Below are 18,543 nucleotides of genomic sequence, written 5' to 3' on the forward strand. Positions count from 1 at the left end.
CACGGCCGACGCCTGCTCATCGCCACCGGGTTGGTGGACGAGCTGCCGGAGATCCCCGGCGTTCGCGAGCAGTGGGGCCGCGGCGTGCTCCACTGCCCCTACTGCCACGGCTGGGAGGTGCGCGATCGCCGCATCGGAGTGCTGGTCACCAGCCCGATGGCGGTGCACAAGGCGTTCCTCTTCCGGCAGTGGAGCCCGCAGGTCATGCTGTTCTCGGGGGACCACCAGGTCAACGACGAGGAGCGGCTGAAGCTGCGGGCCCTCGAGATCCCGGTGATCGACGGCGCCGTCTCGAGCCTGGAGCTCGAGGACGAAGAGGTCACCGGCGTGCGGCTCCGGGACGGACGGGTCATCGCGGTCGATGCCGTCGTCGTCGCCACCCCGATGGTCGCCCGCATCGAACCCTTCGCCGGGATCGGTCTGGAGCCGACCCTCCACCCGGCTGGCTCCTACATCGAGACCGACGCCTTCGGACAGACCGCCGTGGAAGGTGTCTGGGTGGCAGGCAACGCCACGGACATCGGCGCACAGGTCAGTGGCGCCGCAGCGGCTGGAGCCCTTGCCGCCCAGCACATCAACACCGACCTCATCGACAAGGACCTCGACCGGGCGGTCGCCGAGCTCGATGACGCCCCCACCGGAAGGAACAACGGATGACCCACTCATTCGACAAGGACTACTGGGACCAGATCTGGACCGGCGACCGCGCCACCGCCATGAGCAGCAGCGATCCCAACCCCCACCTGGTCGAGCAGGTCGGTGACCTGACGCCCGGAACCGCGATCGATGCGGGCTGTGGCGCGGGAGCCGAGGCCATCTGGCTCGCCTCACAGGGCTGGAAGGTCACCGGTGCGGACGTCGCACAGGCGGCGCTGGCCCTTGCCGAGGACCGGGCGGTCGAGGCCGGCGTGGAGGGGCAGGTCGACTGGGTCCGGGCGGACCTCTCGACCTCGGAGCCGCCCGTCCGCTACGACCTGGTCACCACGCACTACGCCCACCCTGAGATGTCGCAGCTGGACTTCTACGACCGCATCGCGTCGTGGGTGGCACCGGGGGGCACGTTGCTCATCGTCGGCCACCTCCACCACGACTCCCCCGGCTCCCCGGCGCAAGCGCACGACCACGGGCACGGCCACGGGCACGGCGGGGAGCACGGGCACGACTCGTCCCAGCCGCCCGCGGAGGCATCCGCCACCGCCGCCACCATCACCGATCGCCTCGACACAGCTGTTTGGAGCATCGACACCGCCGAGGAGTCCCAGCGGACCATGGCCGGGCCGAACGGTCGGCAGACCACCATCCACGACGTCGTCGTGCGAGCATCCCGCCGCAACTACGACCGCCCCACCAGCGCCAGCCACAAGGGGGCCACGGCGCCTCCTCAGCCTGCCCTCCTGAAGGTGGAACCTCGTGAACACCAGCCCATCGCCGCTGGTCGGCGACAAGGTCGATCCGACCATCGCTGCGATGATCATGCCGGCCATGCGTGCTGTCATCCCCTCCCCTTCTCCGAGGGCGATGCGCGCGGCGGGCCAACTCCACGGATCGCGTGGGTGGATGGGCGACTTCACCGCCATGGGTCCCCCTCGGTACGTACGAACGTGGTCCACACGTAGCGCCATGGGATGACCGCGATGATGACGACGACGAGCGCGTTTCTAGCCACCATGTCGGATGTTCCGCTGTTGAGTCCGCCGTCAAGCGTCTGCGGAAGCGCGACGATCCCGAACCACAGCACCTTCCACGCAGCCTCGAACAGAAGGATTGGCAGCAGCTTGACGGGGTAGCGCAGGCCGAGGAACGCCAGCAGGGACATGGCGGTCAGCAGGCAGAGCGTCACTGCTTCGTACACCGGCATGGTGTGCGCGTCTGGGAGCTTCGGCCACTTGACCAGGACGAGACCGAGGCCCATGAACAAGTAGCCGCCGCGCATGATGTGCAGGCGGGTCAGCGAGAGCGAGGGGGTGCTGGTGCGTGGGGTCTCGACGGTGGTGACCATCGTTCCTCCTTCTATTGGTTGTGCGGTTGGTTCGTTGAGTACGGAGGCTTACCTGCGAGCGTTCTCGTGGACCCACTCCTGGGCGAGGAGTGCGTAGGCCACGGTGTCCAACCATTGCCCCGATCGGTGCAGGGACTCCCCGACCGCGTGGGTCTCGCGACGCATGCCGACGCGTTCCATCAGACGCCAAGAGGCGTCGTTGCCGAGGAAGCAGTTGGCGACGACTCGGTGGACGCCGAGGTCTGTGAAGCAGTGACGGAGCATCGCGTGCACGGCTTCGGTGGCGTAGCCGCGTCCGCTGTACGTGGGGTCGAGGACCCAACCCAGTTCGGCCTGTGCGCCGACCGCTTGTTCTGCGACCTCGAGCTGGGCCCAGGCGTCTTCGCGGCGGAGCATGAAGTCTCCGATGATGGTGCCATCGGACAGCTCGACGATGACCGTGCTGGCGAGTCGGCCGGGCTCGTTGAAGAGGGCACGGTAGCCGTCGAGATCGGTCGGGCAGCCGGTGAGCCACTCGTTGACCGAGTCGAGACGCCGGAACGCCCAGGTTGCGTCTTGGTCGTCCGGGCGTGCTGGCCGAAGGACGAGCCGTTCGGTCTTCAGAACCCGCCCCAGGATCGGCTCCTGATCGCTCGCGCTGCTGGAGGGGATTGCGCGGGCCGGGTCGCAGTCGGTCTGTCGAACGGCGAGCAGTGTGGCGCCAATGTCGCGAACGGCGACCAGAAGCCCATGGAGCTGGGCCTGGTCGACGCCCTGACTGGTCAGAGTCGTGGTCGCGTCTTCGTTGCGGCGCAGAGTCACACCACCAAGCCAGTCGGACCAGTGGTCATCGAGGAGGCCCGCCACGTCGACGCTGTAGCAGACCGGGCGGCCAGCGTCGAGGTCAAGGTTTCGGACCGCGGTCATGACGCCACCACCGGCAACGCGGCGCGCCCGGGGGGACGGGCGTCCTGGTTGCGGCGCCGCCGGATGACCCATTCAGCGACGGCGAGGTTGATGACCCATCCGGCACCCTTGGCAAGGTCCCCCGTCAGCTCGCCGGCGCCGAAAACGGCATCGGCGATACCTTCGGTGAACGCCTGGGTGCCGGCACCGAGCCCGAGGGCGTACGCACGTGTCATCCATGCGCTGTGGGCCTCTGTCTCGCGGCGACGGATGGCGGTGAACCCCAGCACCAGACACGCGGCCATCGCCGAAGCGAACATCAGCCGGAAGGCATACAGCAGGTCGCCCGTGCCGGGTTGAGCTTCATGGAACAGGGTGAGCCAGAGCGCGGAACCGGCGACCAGAACCCCTGCGACAGCGAGGACACGCCCGGCGCGCCGGTGCCAGCTCCGGCGCCGCAGCCCGGGGACGAACTGGAACGCACCGACGAACGCGAAGATCCCTGCGCCGACGATATGAACCACGAGCGCGGCCGGGAACCCGGTGAACCGGTGGTCGGCCGGAATCACCGCAGGCCCACCTGCCAGTTGGACGAGCCGCAACGCGCCGGCTGTGAGCGGGATTGCGGACAAGACGATGAGGGCAACCGGGACCGGCCAGCTGCGTGACCGGTCCCGGTGACCGCTCGCGGGGAGCGCGGTCTGGGAGCTCATCGACTCGCCGCAACCTGCGTGGAGACGCCCGGGGTGGCTGACTTGGTCGTGCCCTGCAGGGTGGTGCGCCACAGGGAGACCCCGAGCCCGATGAGGGCGATGCCGGTGGGAACGGCCATCGGCCGGTTGAACGCCTCCGGCAGGACCGCCAGGGATGCGGTGCCGACCGTGGCGACAGCCAGCAGAGCCGAGGCCCAGCGGGCCAGGACCCCGGCGCGGAACAGGGCGATGCCGAACATGAGACCGCCGAGCATGTAGCAGGCACCCGTGATGTTGAACAGGACCTGAATGTGGCCGATGTCGCCGGTGGGCTTGCCGCCGTCGGCGGCGACGATGACGTCGGCGACGAACCGGGGCGACTTGTCGGTCAGCGCGGGGAGGAAGAACACCGCCATCATCTGGGTGGCGAACATGGTCAGGTAGCCGGCTGCGAACGTCACGAACCCGACCAGACCCAGGGCCCGCATCTTGCGGGCCTGAGACAAGTAGATGCCGGTGATGCCTGCCAGCGCGAGGGCGGCCATGACGCCCTTGGCGGAGCAGCGCATGACCCACTCGTTGGTCTCAGTCAGGTACGCGTCGGTGGCGGGGTGGTTGATCTGGACGGCGATGAAGATGACGCCGGCGGTGGCGGCGGCGATGCCGGCAGCCTTGGTCAGGGCGGTGGTGGTGACATTCATGTCGGGCTCCTGGTCCAGCCGGGCGGGGCGCCTGGCGATACCGGGAACGTACGAACGCACGTGGTGAGCCCACATCACCACCTGATGTGAGCGAGGTGGTGATTCTCAGTGCTGATTGTCAGGTCCCGGGCCTGCGGCTGAGGAGGCCGATCTTGTGGGCGCGGCTGACCGCCGCGCGACGGCTGTTGACGTCGAGCTTGGTGTAGATGTGCTTGGTGTGGGTGCGGACCGTGTTCAGCGAAACCACCAGATGCCGCGCAATGGAGGGGCCGTCGAGCTCGGAGGCTAGGAGCCGAAGCACGTCGAGCTCGCGGTCGCTGAGCGGCTCGATGAGCGTTTGGGCGCCAGGTGCAGGTGCCACCGACGCAGTGGCGTCGGGGACGAGCCGGTTGAGGAACGTCGAGTCCGGGCACTGTGCTGCCAGGTGGCCCAGGAGGGGTGTCAGCTCTGGTCCGGCGTCCACGATGTATCTCACCCAGCCATCCGGTTCAGCCAGGTCGACGGCGTGCTCGAGGGCGGCCGCTGCAGCGTCTGCGTGCTCTCCTGAGGCGTTGGCCCGGGCTCGCAAGACCTCCACCTCGATGACGGTTCCGAACCGGCGTCCGGTCTCGGCTGCGTGTAGGAGCCTGTCGAGGAGCCCGGTAGCGGCCTCGAGCTGGCCTGGAGCGCCGGTCGCCTGGTGCTGTGCGAGGAGAACCCGGGCCAAAGTCAGGTGCTCGTACTCGCGCAGGTAGGACAGGCCGTCGTCCGCAGACAGGTCATGACGGCGGGACCAGTCGACGGCGGCGTCCAGGTCACCGGATGCAAGCAGGACCCGGGCCCGAGTTGCGTGGATTGGGTGCACCTGTGGGGAGAAGTCGCCGACGTACACGCGTTCGGCCTCGTCGAGCAGGTCGAGTGCTGTGGCGTGGTCGCCGGCGGCAGCCCGTAACCGGGCCAGCGCGACTCGCCACCGGTAGGGATGTTGGGGCAGTCCTGCCGCCTCGCCGAGGTCGTCGGCGCGACCCAGAAGCTCGGCCGCCTGGTCCAGTTCGTTGCGATGCCACGCTGCACGGCTCAAGGCGACATACATGTCGGCGGTGCCACGCAGGACAAGGGGATGTCCTGGCTCCACAGCATCCTTCGGCGTATGACGGTCAGCCAGGTCCAGGGCCCGATCGAGGGTGGCCTCGGCGGCCCGGAGGCGCCCGAGAGCGAGCTCCATGTCAGCCAGGGTGAGCGAGCAGCCCAGGACGTCTGCGATGTGGTCGGCGCGTTCGAGCCCGGTGGCGCAGGTCGTGAAGGCCGCGTGGGCTTCTTGGATGTCGCCGGCCGCCCAGTGCGCCAGGCCGGCCAGGCCGGCGGCAGCCGCCCGGGTCAGGTCATCATCTGGCAGTGACTTGGCCTGTGCGTCGTCGGCATGGCTGATGGCGCCAGCGAGGTCCCCAGCAACCAAGGCGAGTCCGGCTCGGTACGTCTCCACCGCCGCCGGTAGACGCGCCAGTTCGCCAGGATCGAGCACGACGAGGTCGGTGGCCGGACGGGCGAGGGTCTTCTCGATGTCGCGCAGGCGGCGGTCGACATCGGTGAAGTCGTTGCTGGCCATCAGACCGCTGACCAGCCCCACCGCGAGGACCGGCCGGTTGCGGACGATGTCGTCGGGGAGCTGCTCGGCCCATGCGCGCAGGAGGTGCTCACGCCGCTGGCGCCGCAGTTCTGGGAGGGCGTGCTCGACGAGATCGGCTGCTCCATCGAGGTCGCCGCCGGCGAGGGCGTGCCGAACTGCCTCGTCCGGTTGGCCGGCCTGGTCGAACCAGCGGCTGGCACGCCGGTGCAGCTCGGTGACGTCTCCGGGGCGTTCTGCGAGGAGGCGTGCTCGGAGGACGTCGGCAAACAGGTGGTGGTAGCGGTACCAGCGGCGTTGGTCGTCCAGCGGTACGACGAATAGATTGCGCCGGTCCAACGACTCCAGCATCTGGGCGCCCCCGCCCGTGCGGGTGACGGCGTCACACAGGGTTCCGGTGAGGCCGTCGAGCACGGACGTGTCGAGTAGGAAGGTACAAACCTCGTCGGACTGTTGGGAGAGGACTTCCTCGACGAGGTAGTCGACGACGTGCCGGTCGTCGCCGGCGAACCCTGCGATGAACGCCGACGGGTCGTCGCGGCCGCGCAACGACAAGGCCGCAAGTTGTAGTGAGGCGATCCAACCTTCGGTGCGGTGGCTCAGCGCGGTCACGTCGCCCGCGTCGAGTTCCCTGCTGGTTGCGGCGGTCAGGAAGGTCGAGGTCTCGTTCTCGGTAAATCGCAGGTCGGCGGCCCTGATCTCGACAAGCTCTCCGCGAGCTCGCATCCGAGCCAGCGGGAGAGTCGGGTCCGCGCGCGTGGTGATGATCAGACGGACCTGCGGCGGGAGACGGTCCAGGAGAAAGGCCAGACCAGGCTGCAGCGGTGGCCCGTCGGCCAGGTGGTAGTCGTCAAGAACAAGGACGACGTCATCAGGCAAGACGCTGAGCTCGTTGACGACTGAACCGATGACCACCTCGACCGGTTGTCCAGAGCTGAGAGCGGTCAGTCCTCCAGACCCGGTGCCCGGCGCGGCGCGGTCCAGTGCGGTCAGGACGTAGGTCCAGAACGTCCCCGCGTCCTTGTCGCCAGCGTCGAGCGACACCCAGGCCAGCCGAGCACCGGCGGCCGCGACCTGTCCGGCGACCCAGGAGCCGACGAGCGTGGTCTTCCCGAACCCAGCCGGTGCGGACACCAACGTGAGGCGCGCGGTCTGGCTCATGAGGTCGTCGAGGCGGGGGCGAGGGACCGCGCCGTCGCGTCGGCGAGGAGGGAAGAGCTTCGTCTCGACGAGAGCGGTCTTCGTCACCAGACCCACCTCGTCGCCGATCTAGTGCGCACCGTCACCCTGGGAGGTGCTCTTGGTGCTGGCGCGTACGTGCATCTGCTCACCCGGCCGCCCGAAGATGCTGAGCACCTCTGCCGGGCCCTCGCCGGTGCTGCCGAACCAGTGCGGCAGCTGGGTGTCGAAATCCGCTGCCTCTCCGGCCTCAAGCACGAGGTCCTGGTGGCCCAGCACCAACCGCATCCGACCGGTGAGGACGTACAGCCACTCGTAGCCGTCGTGGGTGCGCGGCTCAGGCTTGGTCTGGTTGACCGGAATGACGATCTTCCACGCCTGCACCCCGCCCGGATGCCGGGTCAGAGGAAGCACGGTGCGGCCGTGAACACGGCGCGGCTTGAGCCGGATGCGCGGGTCGCCCGATTCGGGTGCGCCGACCAGATCGTCCAGCGGTACCCGGTACAGCTCGGCCAGCGGCAGCAGCAGCTCGAGGCTCGGTTTGCGCTGCCCGTTCTCCAGCCGCGACAGGGTGCTCTTCGAGATACCGGTCCGGGTGGCCACGTCAGTCAATGTGGCCCCGCGCTGCTCGCGGATCTTCCTCAACCGCGGCGCGACACCATCCAACGCGGTCTCGATGGCCGAGCCCGTAGCCACCTTTTCTCCGTGACCCATGGAGATCATCTTCGCTGCAAGTTCCCAGGAACGGCAACGTCAGTTGTCGTTCGCTCTCGCGAGATGGACTCTCGTCACCATGAATGAGAACAGCACCCAGCCGCACATCGACGGGACCGCACAGTCAGCCCATGCTGGCACTGAGGCCACCGGGTTCGATGTGGCAGTCATCGGCGGCGGCGCGGCCGGCTTGTCCGCCGCGCTCGTGTTGACGCGAGCCCGCCGACGCGTCGTCGTCATCGACGCCGGCCACCCCCGCAACGCCCCGGCCGCCCACATGCAAGGCTTCCTCGGCTCCGATGGCCTCCCGCCCACTGAGCTGCTGGCAGCCGGCCGCACAGAGGTCGCCGGCTACGGCGGACAGTTCGTCCACGGCACCGTCACCAGCATCGACCCCGGCAGCGCAGACGGCTCCGCAAGGTTCCTGGTCCGACTCGAGGACGGTACCGCCCTGACCGCGCGGCGCGTCCTGGTCACCACCGGGCTCCGCGACGACATCCCCGGCATCCCCGGCATACGCGAACGGTGGGGAAAGGACCTCCTGCACTGCCCGTACTGCCACGGCTACGAGGTCCGCGACCAACCTCTGGGCGTGCTCGGCGGCAACCCTGAGTCCGTCACCCACGCCCTCCTGATCCGCCAGTGGTCCGACGACGTCGTCCTCTTCTCCAACGGCGCGACCCTCACCGCCGACCAACGCGAACGGCTCGTCGCCTCGGCCATCGGCATCGTCGACGAACACGTCAGCCAGCTCATCGTCGAAGACGACCATCTCACCGGCGTCGAGCTCGCGACCGGCCAAGTCGTCCCCAGGGCCGCGTTGTTCGTCCGCCCCGACTTCGTTCCCAACGACTCCCTGCTGACCGGCGTCGGCGCAGCTACCCACGCGAACGGCTGGGTCGCTGTCGACCAGACCGGCAAAACCAGCGTCCCCGGTCTCTGGGCGGCGGGGAACGCCACCAACCCCCGCGCCCAAGTCATCACCGCCGCCGGCGAAGGGTCCGCAGCGGCCATCGCCATCAACAACGACCTCACCGAAGAGGACGCCGAGCACGCGGTCACCCGCTTCCGGCTCGGACTGAACCGGAGAACTGCTCCGCGAACTCACCGTCGACCCCAGCAAGGACTACCAACCACGACCCCGAAATGACAGACACCCGAACCCACGTTTCCGTGAGTTCGGGTGTCTTCGATGTCCTGAGACATCACATTTGTAGCGGGGGCAGGATTTGAACCTGCGACCTCTGGGGAACGACGTGGCGAGGTCACCCAAGGTCACTGAAATGCACTCCGACCTGCATGTTTACGCGATCTCAGCCACCTGCAAGCCTCAGCAGATCATCGTCATTCACGACGTTTTTCGGGAGTTCTTCGTGAATAGATCGGGAACTGCGAGGGCTCAAATGTGCGCGAAGGTCGCGTCGTACTCGTTCGCCATCCGCACGATCATTGACCCGTAGTGGAAGTGGTCACCCCTCTGCGGGGCCGGCGGAGCCTCGAACAGAGTGACGGGCGAGCCGTCGTTGACCAGATCCAGGACAGTGACGCCGATGGCATCGAAGCCGGTGCCCTTGTTGTTGCTACGCCTCGGGATCTCGGCCACCTTGTTGAGTACTCGCTGAGTGTCGGCAGGTTGCTTGTGAACCGAGATCTCCGGGTCCAGGCCGCGAGCGATGTCCTTGGAGTTGATGATCGGGGAGATGAACGTCTCCGCGTGGTTCACCTGGACGTAGGCGATGGCGAGTGCCTGGACCGAGGCCCCATGCACGCACAGATGCGACGAGTTGAGTTCGTCGTAGAGCCTTGGCAACGACTTGACGTGTGCCGTCATGCACGCCTTGGCTTCGAGAGCCACCAGAACAGCACCAACGGGCGCGACGGGCATGTCAGGCAGCCCGTCGAGCATCGACTGCTCCTCGGCAGTGAGAACGATCTGGTACTGCTCCACGAGCGACTTGAACGTCGGCCCCTTGGCCGGAACGTCCCCATTCGGTCGGGCGATCACGAGGTCGAGATCCTTCTTCCGACCCGTGCCGTAGTCGCGCATCTCGTGGTTGACGCCCAGGATCACCTTGCCGCTCGCGGCATGTGACTGCATCAGAGACGACGTACGGAGGAGGTCGAACGCGACTCCCCAGCAGCCAACCTTGGAATGGCGGTCGGATCGAGAGTGGTACTGCCAGCGGACCCCGTTCTTATCGGCAGGACCCATCGCGCTCAGGTATCGCGTCAAGATCTCCGGTCCATGCACGGAGGTGACGTTAGCTCACCTTGGGCACCTGGACGGGGAGGACCCCGCTGTCGTAGTGCATTGACCACTTCGTCTCGCGGTATCGAGCCACGTCATCGCGGAAGCCCTCGAACCGGCCAAGGTTCCCTTGGGAGAGGCGGTTCTGGAAGCCGTTGATCGCCCGAGCGCTCAGGGGCGCGGCCTCGTTGAGATCCACAACAGACGACAGGTGTTCGTACGGCGCAAGGGTCGGGAACTCGGAGATCGACACCGCGTGCCGCTCCCCTGAGTCGCCCCATGCCGCCGTGGGCCAACGGTGAGTGATGCTCGGCCCGTTGAGATCCACAACAGGATCACCGGGCTTCGAGAGGCGACCTGCGACCCACTCGGCCACTCGCGTCGTGACCGCGTTGCCGACCAACTTCCAGCGAGGCCCGTTCTTGCGGGCGGTCGTGGTGACGTTGGTCCATCCACGCTCGAAGCCTTGCATCTCCTCGGCGTCTTCAACGCTCGGAGTGACGAACAGGCGGTCGTCAGGGGCACCTGGGACCCAGATGGCCGGTGGCGACGGGATGCCGACAGTAGAGCCACCCTTGAGGGTCGGAACGGCGTCTTGAGCCCACCCGAGGCCTCCACGGCCCTCTGTCCAGTAGAAGCCGAACGCATCGGACTTGAGATCGGTCTCAGGCCGCTCGCCAGCGTCATCTGCGAACAGGACACGTCGGGGATCTTCCGTGGCCGACGCCAGCAGGATCACACGACGGCGGCGCTGCGGGACACCCGTGAAGCGGGAGTCCACAACTCGGTAGGCCCATCGGTAGCCAAGCGCCTCGATCTCGTGGACGAGGTAGGCCATCGCCTTACCCTTGTCGAGCGTGAGCATGTTCGGGACGTTCTCGATCATCAGCCACGGAAGGCGGTCGCTGGCAGCCGTCAGGCGCAACGCCTCGAACACGTTTGAAACCAGACCGGAAGCTGCGCCCGTGATGCCAGCAGTCCGGCCGGCCTGCGAGAGATCGGTGCATGGGAAGCCTGCCGAGAGCAGGTCCAGGCCCTTCGGAAGGTCTCGGAGTTCGCGTACGTCCGGGTGGAGCTCGACACCCGCGAACCGGGCGCGGAGAACGTCTTGGGCAGGCTCCCACCACTCACAAAGGAGTTCGGTCTGAACATCCCGACCCAAGGCACGATGGAAGCCCTGCTCGATGCCGCCGATACCAGCGAACAACCCTGCGATCCGCACTGCGCTCTCCTACCCTTGACCTTGCTGCGAACGGTAGCCCGATCCGCCGACAAACTCGAGTTTCGCGTCTGCTCGGCGTTGCTCACTCAGGCGCATGGGGCGAGTTCACCCCCGCCAACTTCTGGCGCTCTTGCCTCAACCGTGCGTCGAGTACGGCCTTGGTGGAGACATTGACGCCTCGCTGGCGCGACAGTTCTTGTGCGACCTGGACAGACTGCCGCAGGGCCGGATCAGTCTCTGCGAGGCGCTTCAACCATGCATCCTGTACGGCTGTCCGCGTCACCTGGACCCCGTTCCGGCGCGCCAACTCTCCGACATCCCGTTGGGCATCGGCATACATAGCCAATCCGCTGGTTTCCAGGCGCTCGATCTGACCGACAAGATCCTCGATACGGTCTTCGATCTGTTCCACGTCAGCCTCGATGGCGTTCTCGACCTCCAACACGTCGAAGAAGTCTTCTCCGTAGATGAGCAGCCATGCTTCGTCAGTAAGCGCCAGCGTCCCCTCCGGCGTTGGTTCGAGGTAGTGCTCCTTGGCTCTCTTGATGTCCATGCGCCATCGCTGGGCTGAGCGGTTGCCGAACTTCTTTGCCCAGTGGCTTGCGGCCTTGTGGCCGCGCTCCTGTCCGAACGCGAGGTAGGCAGCGGCCAACTCGGCATAGTCACGTTCAGTACGAGCACTCTTGCCCCTGCGATCCACAGTGAACGCTGTGAGGAAGGTGTCGCTCGGACTGACGAACGGCGACCGTCTGGAAGATCCAGCGACCTGAACTCGCGCACGTTCGAGGAGTTCGCCCCACGGGACAGCGCGGAGTCTTGCGGCGCTGAGGGCAGACCCGTCCAGGGCCGAGACTTCAACTCCGACGACAGACCAGTCCCCTCCGCCGGGGACGCTCTCCGCGAGCGTGACGGCCCCTCGCCAAACACTCGTCTCGATCTCGACTCTGGTCGGCTCCGACGCATCCTCGGCCACCCGCAACCCCTTCCACTCGCGTAGTTGCACTGTTCGACAAACAGTGCGTTTTTCATATCCTATCAGATCATTTTCGTAGTATTGCTCCTACCACCCGCAACGACGACACCAAGGAGGAGCAGTTGAGTCATACGACAACCACAGACGCGCTACGAGGCGGCTCGGCAAGGACGACAACCTCGGCACCCATCTACCTGACCACCGAGATGCTGGCAGAACGCTGGGAGGTCTCCCCCGGCACTCTCGCCAACTGGCGAGCCCGAGGCACAGGCCCGACCTACTGCAAGATCGGCAACAGCGTCCGCTACGCGCTGGCCGACGTGGAGCAGTACGAGACCGCTGGACGGACTCAGGCGGTCGCATGAAGACACTGACCCTCACCGATGAGCAGGAAGAGGCCGTCGCGGCGATCCTGGACTGGTACGCCGACCCGGACGGCAAGCGCGTGTTCAAGCTCCACGGCTACGCCGGAACCGGCAAGACGACGGTCTTGAAGGAGGTCGTGCGACGGCTCCGAGAGGCCCGTGGTGACGACCTGCGGCTGCACTTCGCTGCACCGACCAACAAGGCCGCTCAGGTGATGCGGAGCAAGGGGCTGACTGGCGCGACGACGCTGCACAGTCCCGGTCTCATCTGGCAGCACCGCAAGAGCAAGCGGACCGGAGCGTCGTACTTCCACCCGCTCGCGAAGGGGGCGGCAGGGCTCGACAACATCGACCTGCTGATCCTGGACGAATGTTCGATGGTGTCGAAGGAGTGGGCCGCTCGGGTGCTGTACCACCCTGACTCGGGGGACCTGTTCAACGACCTCGCGACAGGTGGAGGTAGGCGGGAGAACCTGCGGGTGCTCGCTGTCGGTGACCCGGCTCAGTTGTGGCCGGTGAAGGCTGCGGAGCCGAGCCCGTGGGCGACCGAGGGTAACCACACCGCTCGCCTGGAGACGATCCACCGGAGCGCCGAAGGCTCGCGAGTCCTGCAAGCCGCTCAGGCCGTCCGAGGCCCTGACGGGCGTGACTTCGGTGTTATGTGGGAGATCGCTGGCGTCGGCTCGCGACCGGGCATCGAGGCGCTGCTCCGAGCCGATCAGGTCATCGCCTACCAGAACGAGACCCGGTGGCACATCATCAACCTGCTCCGTCAGGCGAAGGGGATGCCTGCGGGTGAGCCTGACAAGGGCGACCGGCTGGTGATGCTGGAGAACAGTGCCTTCGGCGTGAAGGGTGACCAGTTCGAGGTCGCGTGGGCGACGAGGGCGACGATGCCTGCCAGCAACAAGGGCGGGTGGCCCGAGTTCGACTACTTCGAGATCGGCTTCTCGGACGGTCGCTCTACCCGAGTGCCCGCGAGCATGTTCTCCGGGTGCGCTGCTGAGAAGAAGGGCATCTGGGACTACCGGGGAGCCGGTGTCGATGCGCTGACGTTCGCTGACGCCATCACGTGCCACAAGGCTCAGGGTTCCGAGTGGGACTCGGTGCTCGTGGTCGATGAGGGCTGGCTCTCGCACCAGTCGCGAGGCTGGCACTACACGGCGCTGACTCGGGCGCGGCAGTACGCCGGGATCGTGAGTGCTGAGCACCTGCCGAGCGCCTGGACGCTGGACGAGGCTCGGGCGATCCGTAGCAAGTGGTGGGAGGAGATCGAGCACGACCGGGAGGTCTCTCCGACCGTCGCCTACACGGCTCAGGCGATCGTGGAGGCGATCGAGGACAGCGACTCGATCCGAGCGTCGGTGGATGCCGAGGCGATCGGCCAGAAGGTCGGATCTACTGCCGGGACGGTCAACAACCACATGACCAAGCTCCGCAAGGTCGGCTACCTGTCGGGCAAGGGTCCGCTGACGATGCTGCACTTCCCTGAAGGCACCAAGAGGCCCGGAGTCGTGGCCCAGATGTACGAGCGCATGGTCAGGCAGGCAAGTTGAGAACGGTTCTCAATCGCTTATTGCGAACGACTTGAAACAACGGGTCAGTCGCAGTTGAGAACCATTCTCATGATCGTGAAAACCGGGTATAGACGCGCTACCGCGCAGTCGCAAGCTCCTGCACGCGCATCGTCCACTGCTGGCGCACGTCACACGTCGCAGGGGCTCCCCACCCGCCAGAGAGGGAAGCAAGTAGGCCTTGGACACCTGGACAGGCGACCTTGCTTGCTCCTCTCCCTCTGGTTCCCATCCCCACCCCCAAGTAGCCGTTGCTGCCACCGGCAAGGCATCGGAGGAGAACTTGGGATCGAGGTCAGGTGACCCACAGTGACTCACTCGACCTCACCGGGCTGCCTTCTCAACAGGTAGCCCGCTGGGGCCGCTGACGCGGCCCATCTCTCACAACACCCGACCAGCAACCCCGCTGGCCGGTAATCCGACAACCCCGAAGGAGATCCATAGATGAAGAACCCCCTAACCCCTGACCAGCAGAAGATCCTCCGAGAGACCGGCCTGCTGGCCGATGTCCACGAGCCGTACGTCTCTCCCGAGGGACTGAGGCTCGATGCGATGCCGAAGACCTTCGCTCCGAAGGACAACCGGCGACAGCGAGGCGACCGGGTGACCAAGCGCGATGCCGAGCGCATCGGGATCGCTGGCAAGTCGAGGCGAGGTCGAGGCAAGCGGCGATGACCAACCTCCACACATGGATCGAGGTCGGCCCAGCCCCAAGCCGAGGAGACGGCAACCGAGTTCGTCTCCGCTGCCAAGCCTGCGGCTCGCTGACCGAGGTCCGAGCACGGCACATCGCGAAGGGCTGGCTGAAGCCCTGCCTGAAGTGCCAGAACACCAACACCAACCCGAAGGAGAACCGATGACCACCATGACCACCAACTCGATCGACCAGTTCCGGGAGATCACCGACCAGATCGTGAGCCTGAAGGCCCAGCGAACCGAGGTCGCCAACAACCTCCGAGCCGAAGGCATCCGAGCCGACGAGGAGGCCCGTCAGGAGCTTTACAAGGCCGCTGACGCCGCTCGGCAGGCTCTCGCAGACATCGAGCGGCAGATCGCTGCCGCTGAGGCTGAGAAGGCTCGCCTGGACGCCGCTGTGGACGCTGGCAGCGACGACGTGGACGACATGGACCTGTTCTCTGCGACCACGACGGTTCGACGGCTGAAGGGCAAGAGGAAGCCTGCCGCTGCGGAGGTCCAGAAGGCCGAGGGTGCCCTGAGGCCCTTCCTCGCTGACGACCATCTCGCCTCCCTCGCCGTCGAGACCTTCGAGTCACTGGTTGACGTGCCTGTCCTCCTTCGCAAACGCCCCCGTGACGTGCAGGGCATCGCTGACGCAGTGGTGCTGTCCCAGGTGGAAGCCACGACCGACTACGGCACCGTGAAGCCGTCTGGTCGCCTTCGCTTCACTGAGCTCGGCAACACCGGACTCGACCTGGACGCTCTGGAAGATGCTCTGAAGGAGACCGGCTCTGAGGTCTTCGTGACTGCTGGCCTCATCGACTTCGAGCAGGCCCTCTGGCCGGTGACTCGCCTGATCCAGCCCTCCGAGGGTGCGGTCACCGAGTTCGCCCACGTGCTCGAACGAGCCTTCGACGCTGAACTGAAGCGTGGCGGCAACAAGGCGACCGAGACCTACCGCTCCTACGACGCCGTGTGGCACACCGCGGAGGCCTCCCTGAGCGTCCCCGAGGAGGGCAAGGCGAAGGGCAAAATCGTGGCGACCTTCGGAGTCGAGGACGAGCGTCCTCCGCTCTACCAGATGCAGCACTTCATCGACGCCACGCTCAGTCACTTCAACACAGGAGTCCACACGTCCGCTGGCGTGCTCGACAAGATCACCGTCGAGGAGGTCGTGGACGCGGGTCTGTGGCAGACCAGGCAGCAGGCGTTCATCGGCGTCCGAGTCCCCACCCAGAAGTTCGGGCTGACCATCTCGCTCGACTTCTCCTTCGAGAAGGTCGAGGGAGTCTGAGATGACCAACTACATCGACGGACGGATCTCCGACGAGGAGTTCATCGGCAGAGACTCCCGCCTCTCCAACAAGCGGAGCCGTGAGGACTACCTCGCGGCTCAGGCTGAGGGTGGCATCGACGCTGCCATCGCTGACAGCAAGAAGCCCGAACGCCCGGTCGTCAACGGCGACGAGGGCTGGAGGCGACCCGAGGGCATGTCCCGCTCCGGTGCACTCGCCCCGCAGGTCAAGGGGAAGTACGAGCGGCTGGAGCGCGAAGGCGCTGTCGAGATCCTACGGAACCTCTACGGCGAGATCGAGGCTTACCGACCTCTCGGGAGTGGTGATGGATGAGCACGAGATCCACATGACCCCGGAGATGCTGCTCCTGCTCCTGGAGAGCCAGCGAGCGGCTGACGCCCTCACTCCCGAGGACTGACCCCCTCACCCGCCGTCAGAGCCCACGAAACGAGTTCTGACGGCCTCTGGGCGCAGGGGCAGGCAATGAGTCCGCTGCCTGCCCTGCGCCCCTCAGACCTGGAAGGAACACTGCAATGACCAAGACCGATCTGACCAACGAGAGGTTCGGACTGCTTGTCGTCGTACGCGAGCTCGACAAGCGCGGCTACCACCGCATGTACGAGTGTCGATGCGACTGCGGCAACACGATCACGGTGCGACAGAGCGACCTGAAACGACGTACGCGGTCCTGCGGCTGCACTGGTGGTCGCCCACGCACGGATGACGGCATCGACCGTGGCTACCCGCGAGCGCACGAGCGCGTACGCGCCGCACGCGGACCCGCGAGCGAGCACGAGTGCATCGACTGCCCCGCCTGGGCAGACACGTGGTCTTACGTCAGGGGTTGTCCCGACGAGCGGTCGGGACCGACGAAGCCCTGTGACCCCGAGAGCGCCGGCTCGCCGTACTGCGAGCACATCGAGCACTACCAGCCTCGCTGCTTCTCCTGCCACTCGCGCCTGGACCGAGCGTCTGGCATGACAGTCCGCATGGCGCGGGCCATGATGCTCAACCGCATGTAACTCAACCCGCCCGAGGGCGTGGCACAGTGGAACTGGACCATGCAGGCGAGGAGGAACACCCGGTGCGAGTTGAGCTCATGTACTTCGACGGTTGCCCGAACTGGACCGTCGCCAACGAGCGCCTGACCGAGGCGCTGCGTGCCGCCAACCACAACGGCGTCACCGTGGAGCATCGCCGGGTTGAGACAGTCGAGGAGGCCGAGGAGTTGGGGTTCCTCGGGTCTCCGACCATCCGTATCGACGGCACCGACCCGTTCGCTTCGGGCACGGAGCAGGTGGGACTGGCCTGCCGGGTCTACGCCACTCCGAGCGGGCTCAGCGGCTCCCCAACCACCGACCAGTTGGTCCAGGTGCTGTCGTGAGGCGCGTCGGCCTGGTGCTGGTGGGCGGCTACCTCCTCATCGCTGCCGGGAACCGGGTCGCTGAGCACTTCGGCGCGATGCGCTGTGGCTGTGCCGAGGACTGCTGGTGTCGCCGTCCCGGTCTGAGCCTGTTCCGGTGGGTTTTCCCGTGGGGTCACCGCTCGACGTACGACGCCCAGGAGAAGGCCAGACTGGACCGCACCGCGCATTAGGGCCGTTCTTGCCCATCCCTGCGCAGCTTCCTCATCGACCTATGGACCTGCGCACGATCCTTGCTGCTATGACATGGCGGTCCCGGCCACGGCCGACCTGGGGGTCATACCCCCGCCGCCCACGGGCTCATGCTCCCGACTCTCACGGCCAGCGGCCAGCACGTGAGCACGTGAGCACGTGAGCACCGACGCTCCCCGACCTGCCCACGGGTCAGCACGTCACCGACTCGCGGGAGCACCTGCCACACGTCGCCACGTTGGCCACTGCCAGCGCGTGAGCAACTGACCTACTCCTCACCCACCGACGCGGAAACGGGCCAGCAGAACGGCATGTGACACGCCGACACGGGCGGTCATTCCACGCTCAGTTTCAACCGATCTCGGGTCAGGACTTGTGGTGTCATACACCATGAGGTAGCGTCACTCTCAGATGGTGTATGACACCAACCGATGAGAGGACGAAGACATGACCATGACCACCACGGACACGCTGGCACTGTGCGAGTGCTGCGCTCTCCTGATCGCCAACGGCGATGAGAGCGGATGCCGCGACTACTACGGCCACGACCACGAGAGCGCCGACGTGCCCGCTCACACCGTGCTCACGGACGAGAGCGATCAGCCGTGCCACGGGTTCACGTGCGACGGATGCCAGCAGAAGCAGGACGCCTACGCCTACCGACTGTGGGCCGACGTGCTGGAGGGCCAGCACCGGCACGGCTACAACGCGGCACGCGCTGACTGGTGGTGCCACGACTGCCAGACAGTCACGGACTACTGCCAGCAGATCAACCCGGCCTGACCTACCCAACCAACCGA

21 protein-coding genes and 1 pseudogene are annotated in these 18,543 nt (G+C 66.5%); 12 read left to right on the forward strand and 10 right to left on the reverse strand.

Going from position 1 to position 18,543, the window contains the following annotated elements; all coding sequences use genetic code 11:
• The first annotated feature begins 33 nt into the window (after positions 1 to 33).
• Both ncot_RS19725 and ncot_RS13960 read left to right on the forward strand, forming a co-directional pair.
• Complete coding sequence (locus ncot_RS19725; protein WP_240937907.1) at positions 34 to 657, forward strand: FAD-dependent oxidoreductase; 624 nt, start codon at positions 34 to 36, stop codon at positions 655 to 657.
• Positions 654 to 1,616, forward strand: coding sequence for a class I SAM-dependent methyltransferase (locus ncot_RS13960; protein ID WP_168618159.1), 963 nt, complete (start codon positions 654 to 656; stop codon positions 1,614 to 1,616). Before ncot_RS19725 ends, ncot_RS13960 begins: the two co-directional genes overlap by 4 nt.
• On the opposite strand, the gene ncot_RS13965 is transcribed toward ncot_RS13960, so the two are convergent.
• The 7 genes and pseudogenes from ncot_RS13965 to ncot_RS13995 form a co-directional block, all read right to left on the reverse strand.
• Positions 1,568 to 1,999, reverse strand: coding sequence for a hypothetical protein (locus tag ncot_RS13965; RefSeq protein ID WP_168618160.1), 432 nt, complete (start codon positions 1,997 to 1,999; stop codon positions 1,568 to 1,570). The genes ncot_RS13960 and ncot_RS13965 overlap by 49 nt on opposite strands.
• Before the next feature lie 48 nt (positions 2,000 to 2,047).
• Positions 2,048 to 2,905 carry a GNAT family protein gene (locus ncot_RS13970; RefSeq protein ID WP_240937908.1) on the reverse strand — a complete coding sequence of 286 codons (858 nt, stop codon included), beginning with the start codon at positions 2,903 to 2,905 and terminating at the stop codon, positions 2,048 to 2,050.
• Positions 2,902 to 3,597: a DUF2306 domain-containing protein gene (locus ncot_RS13980; protein ID WP_168618161.1), complete on the reverse strand. Its 696-nt coding sequence runs from the start codon at positions 3,595 to 3,597 to the stop codon at positions 2,902 to 2,904. Before ncot_RS13980 ends, ncot_RS13970 begins: the two co-directional genes overlap by 4 nt.
• Entirely contained in the window at positions 3,594 to 4,277 is a 684-nt protein-coding gene (locus ncot_RS13985) for a hypothetical protein (protein WP_168618162.1), read from the reverse strand. Before ncot_RS13985 ends, ncot_RS13980 begins: the two co-directional genes overlap by 4 nt.
• 118 nt (positions 4,278 to 4,395) lie before the next feature.
• On the reverse strand, positions 4,396 to 4,638 hold the full coding sequence (locus tag ncot_RS19875) for a LuxR C-terminal-related transcriptional regulator (RefSeq protein ID WP_346766644.1): 243 nt from the start codon (positions 4,636 to 4,638) through the stop codon (positions 4,396 to 4,398).
• Between the two features lie 66 nt (positions 4,639 to 4,704).
• Positions 4,705 to 7,041, reverse strand: a pseudogene (locus ncot_RS13990) (helix-turn-helix transcriptional regulator); the annotation flags it as partial.
• A gap of 108 nt (positions 7,042 to 7,149) precedes the next feature.
• Entirely contained in the window at positions 7,150 to 7,773 is a 624-nt protein-coding gene (locus ncot_RS13995; protein ID WP_168618163.1) for an XRE family transcriptional regulator, read from the reverse strand.
• A gap of 79 nt (positions 7,774 to 7,852) precedes the next feature.
• Between ncot_RS13995 and ncot_RS14000 the strand changes: the two genes are divergently transcribed.
• Entirely contained in the window at positions 7,853 to 8,923 is a 1,071-nt protein-coding gene (locus tag ncot_RS14000) for an NAD(P)/FAD-dependent oxidoreductase (protein ID WP_168618164.1), read from the forward strand.
• A gap of 249 nt (positions 8,924 to 9,172) precedes the next feature.
• Here ncot_RS14000 and ncot_RS14005 read toward each other — a convergent pair whose 3' ends face one another.
• From ncot_RS14005 to ncot_RS14015, 3 genes are all read right to left on the reverse strand, one after another.
• A complete protein-coding gene (locus ncot_RS14005) occupies positions 9,173 to 10,024 on the reverse strand; it encodes a hypothetical protein (protein ID WP_206064975.1) in 852 nt (283 codons plus the stop codon).
• A 10-nt stretch (positions 10,025 to 10,034) separates the two neighbouring features.
• Positions 10,035 to 11,243: a DNA (cytosine-5-)-methyltransferase gene (gene dcm / locus ncot_RS14010; RefSeq protein ID WP_168618165.1), complete on the reverse strand. Its 1,209-nt coding sequence runs from the start codon at positions 11,241 to 11,243 to the stop codon at positions 10,035 to 10,037.
• An 82-nt stretch (positions 11,244 to 11,325) separates the two neighbouring features.
• The gene (locus ncot_RS14015) at positions 11,326 to 12,216 is read right to left on the reverse strand and encodes a hypothetical protein (protein WP_168618166.1); all 891 of its coding nucleotides are present in this window, start codon (positions 12,214 to 12,216) and stop codon (positions 11,326 to 11,328) included.
• A gap of 122 nt (positions 12,217 to 12,338) precedes the next feature.
• Between ncot_RS14015 and ncot_RS14020 the strand changes: the two genes are divergently transcribed.
• From ncot_RS14020 to ncot_RS14060, 9 genes are all read left to right on the forward strand, one after another.
• A complete protein-coding gene (locus ncot_RS14020; protein ID WP_206064976.1) occupies positions 12,339 to 12,581 on the forward strand; it encodes a helix-turn-helix domain-containing protein in 243 nt (80 codons plus the stop codon).
• Positions 12,578 to 14,137 (forward strand): DEAD/DEAH box helicase, encoded by a 1,560-nt coding sequence (locus tag ncot_RS14025; protein ID WP_168618167.1) that lies wholly within the window; start codon positions 12,578 to 12,580, stop codon positions 14,135 to 14,137. The genes ncot_RS14020 and ncot_RS14025 overlap by 4 nt, the downstream gene beginning before the upstream one ends.
• Before the next feature lie 462 nt (positions 14,138 to 14,599).
• Positions 14,600 to 14,830: a hypothetical protein gene (locus ncot_RS14030; protein ID WP_168618168.1), complete on the forward strand. Its 231-nt coding sequence runs from the start codon at positions 14,600 to 14,602 to the stop codon at positions 14,828 to 14,830.
• Between the two features lie 181 nt (positions 14,831 to 15,011).
• Entirely contained in the window at positions 15,012 to 16,127 is a 1,116-nt protein-coding gene (locus ncot_RS14035) for a hypothetical protein (RefSeq protein WP_168618169.1), read from the forward strand.
• A gap of 1 nt (position 16,128) precedes the next feature.
• The gene (locus ncot_RS14040) at positions 16,129 to 16,461 is read left to right on the forward strand and encodes a hypothetical protein (protein ID WP_168618170.1); all 333 of its coding nucleotides are present in this window, start codon (positions 16,129 to 16,131) and stop codon (positions 16,459 to 16,461) included.
• A gap of 200 nt (positions 16,462 to 16,661) precedes the next feature.
• Positions 16,662 to 17,150 (forward strand): hypothetical protein, encoded by a 489-nt coding sequence (locus ncot_RS14045; protein WP_168618171.1) that lies wholly within the window; start codon positions 16,662 to 16,664, stop codon positions 17,148 to 17,150.
• Positions 17,151 to 17,212: 62 nt separating this feature from the next.
• Positions 17,213 to 17,512, forward strand: a complete 300-nt coding sequence (locus ncot_RS14050; protein ID WP_168618172.1) for a thioredoxin family protein — start codon at positions 17,213 to 17,215, stop codon at positions 17,510 to 17,512.
• Positions 17,509 to 17,724, forward strand: a complete 216-nt coding sequence (locus tag ncot_RS14055; protein ID WP_168618173.1) for a hypothetical protein — start codon at positions 17,509 to 17,511, stop codon at positions 17,722 to 17,724. The genes ncot_RS14050 and ncot_RS14055 overlap by 4 nt, the downstream gene beginning before the upstream one ends.
• A 466-nt stretch (positions 17,725 to 18,190) precedes the next feature.
• Positions 18,191 to 18,526 carry a hypothetical protein gene (locus tag ncot_RS14060; RefSeq protein ID WP_168618174.1) on the forward strand — a complete coding sequence of 112 codons (336 nt, stop codon included), beginning with the start codon at positions 18,191 to 18,193 and terminating at the stop codon, positions 18,524 to 18,526.
• The last annotated feature ends 17 nt before the right edge of the window (positions 18,527 to 18,543 follow it).

Origin of the sequence: Nocardioides sp. JQ2195 (assembly GCF_012272695.1) — a bacterium.
Taxonomy (GTDB): Bacteria; Actinomycetota; Actinomycetes; order Propionibacteriales; family Nocardioidaceae; genus Nocardioides.

Bases quoted from the DNA above. Each gene is read 5' to 3' on its own strand.
- ncot_RS13960 (WP_168618159.1), top strand. From the start codon at position 654: ATGACCCACTCATTCGACAAGGACTACTGGGACCAGATCTGGACCGGC.
- ncot_RS13965 (WP_168618160.1), bottom strand. From the start codon at position 1,999: ATGGTCACCACCGTCGAGACCCCACGCACCAGCACCCCCTCGCTCTCG.
- ncot_RS13970 (WP_240937908.1), bottom strand. From the start codon at position 2,905: ATGACCGCGGTCCGAAACCTTGACCTCGACGCTGGCCGCCCGGTCTGC.
- ncot_RS13980 (WP_168618161.1), bottom strand. From the start codon at position 3,597: ATGAGCTCCCAGACCGCGCTCCCCGCGAGCGGTCACCGGGACCGGTCA.
- ncot_RS13985 (WP_168618162.1), bottom strand. From the start codon at position 4,277: ATGAATGTCACCACCACCGCCCTGACCAAGGCTGCCGGCATCGCCGCC.
- ncot_RS13995 (WP_168618163.1), bottom strand. From the start codon at position 7,773: ATGGGTCACGGAGAAAAGGTGGCTACGGGCTCGGCCATCGAGACCGCG.
- ncot_RS14000 (WP_168618164.1), top strand. From the start codon at position 7,853: ATGAATGAGAACAGCACCCAGCCGCACATCGACGGGACCGCACAGTCA.
- ncot_RS14025 (WP_168618167.1), top strand. From the start codon at position 12,578: ATGAAGACACTGACCCTCACCGATGAGCAGGAAGAGGCCGTCGCGGCG.
- ncot_RS14030 (WP_168618168.1), top strand. From the start codon at position 14,600: ATGAAGAACCCCCTAACCCCTGACCAGCAGAAGATCCTCCGAGAGACC.
- ncot_RS14035 (WP_168618169.1), top strand. From the start codon at position 15,012: ATGACCACCATGACCACCAACTCGATCGACCAGTTCCGGGAGATCACC.
- ncot_RS14040 (WP_168618170.1), top strand. From the start codon at position 16,129: ATGACCAACTACATCGACGGACGGATCTCCGACGAGGAGTTCATCGGC.
- ncot_RS14045 (WP_168618171.1), top strand. From the start codon at position 16,662: ATGACCAAGACCGATCTGACCAACGAGAGGTTCGGACTGCTTGTCGTC.
- ncot_RS14060 (WP_168618174.1), top strand. From the start codon at position 18,191: ATGACCATGACCACCACGGACACGCTGGCACTGTGCGAGTGCTGCGCT.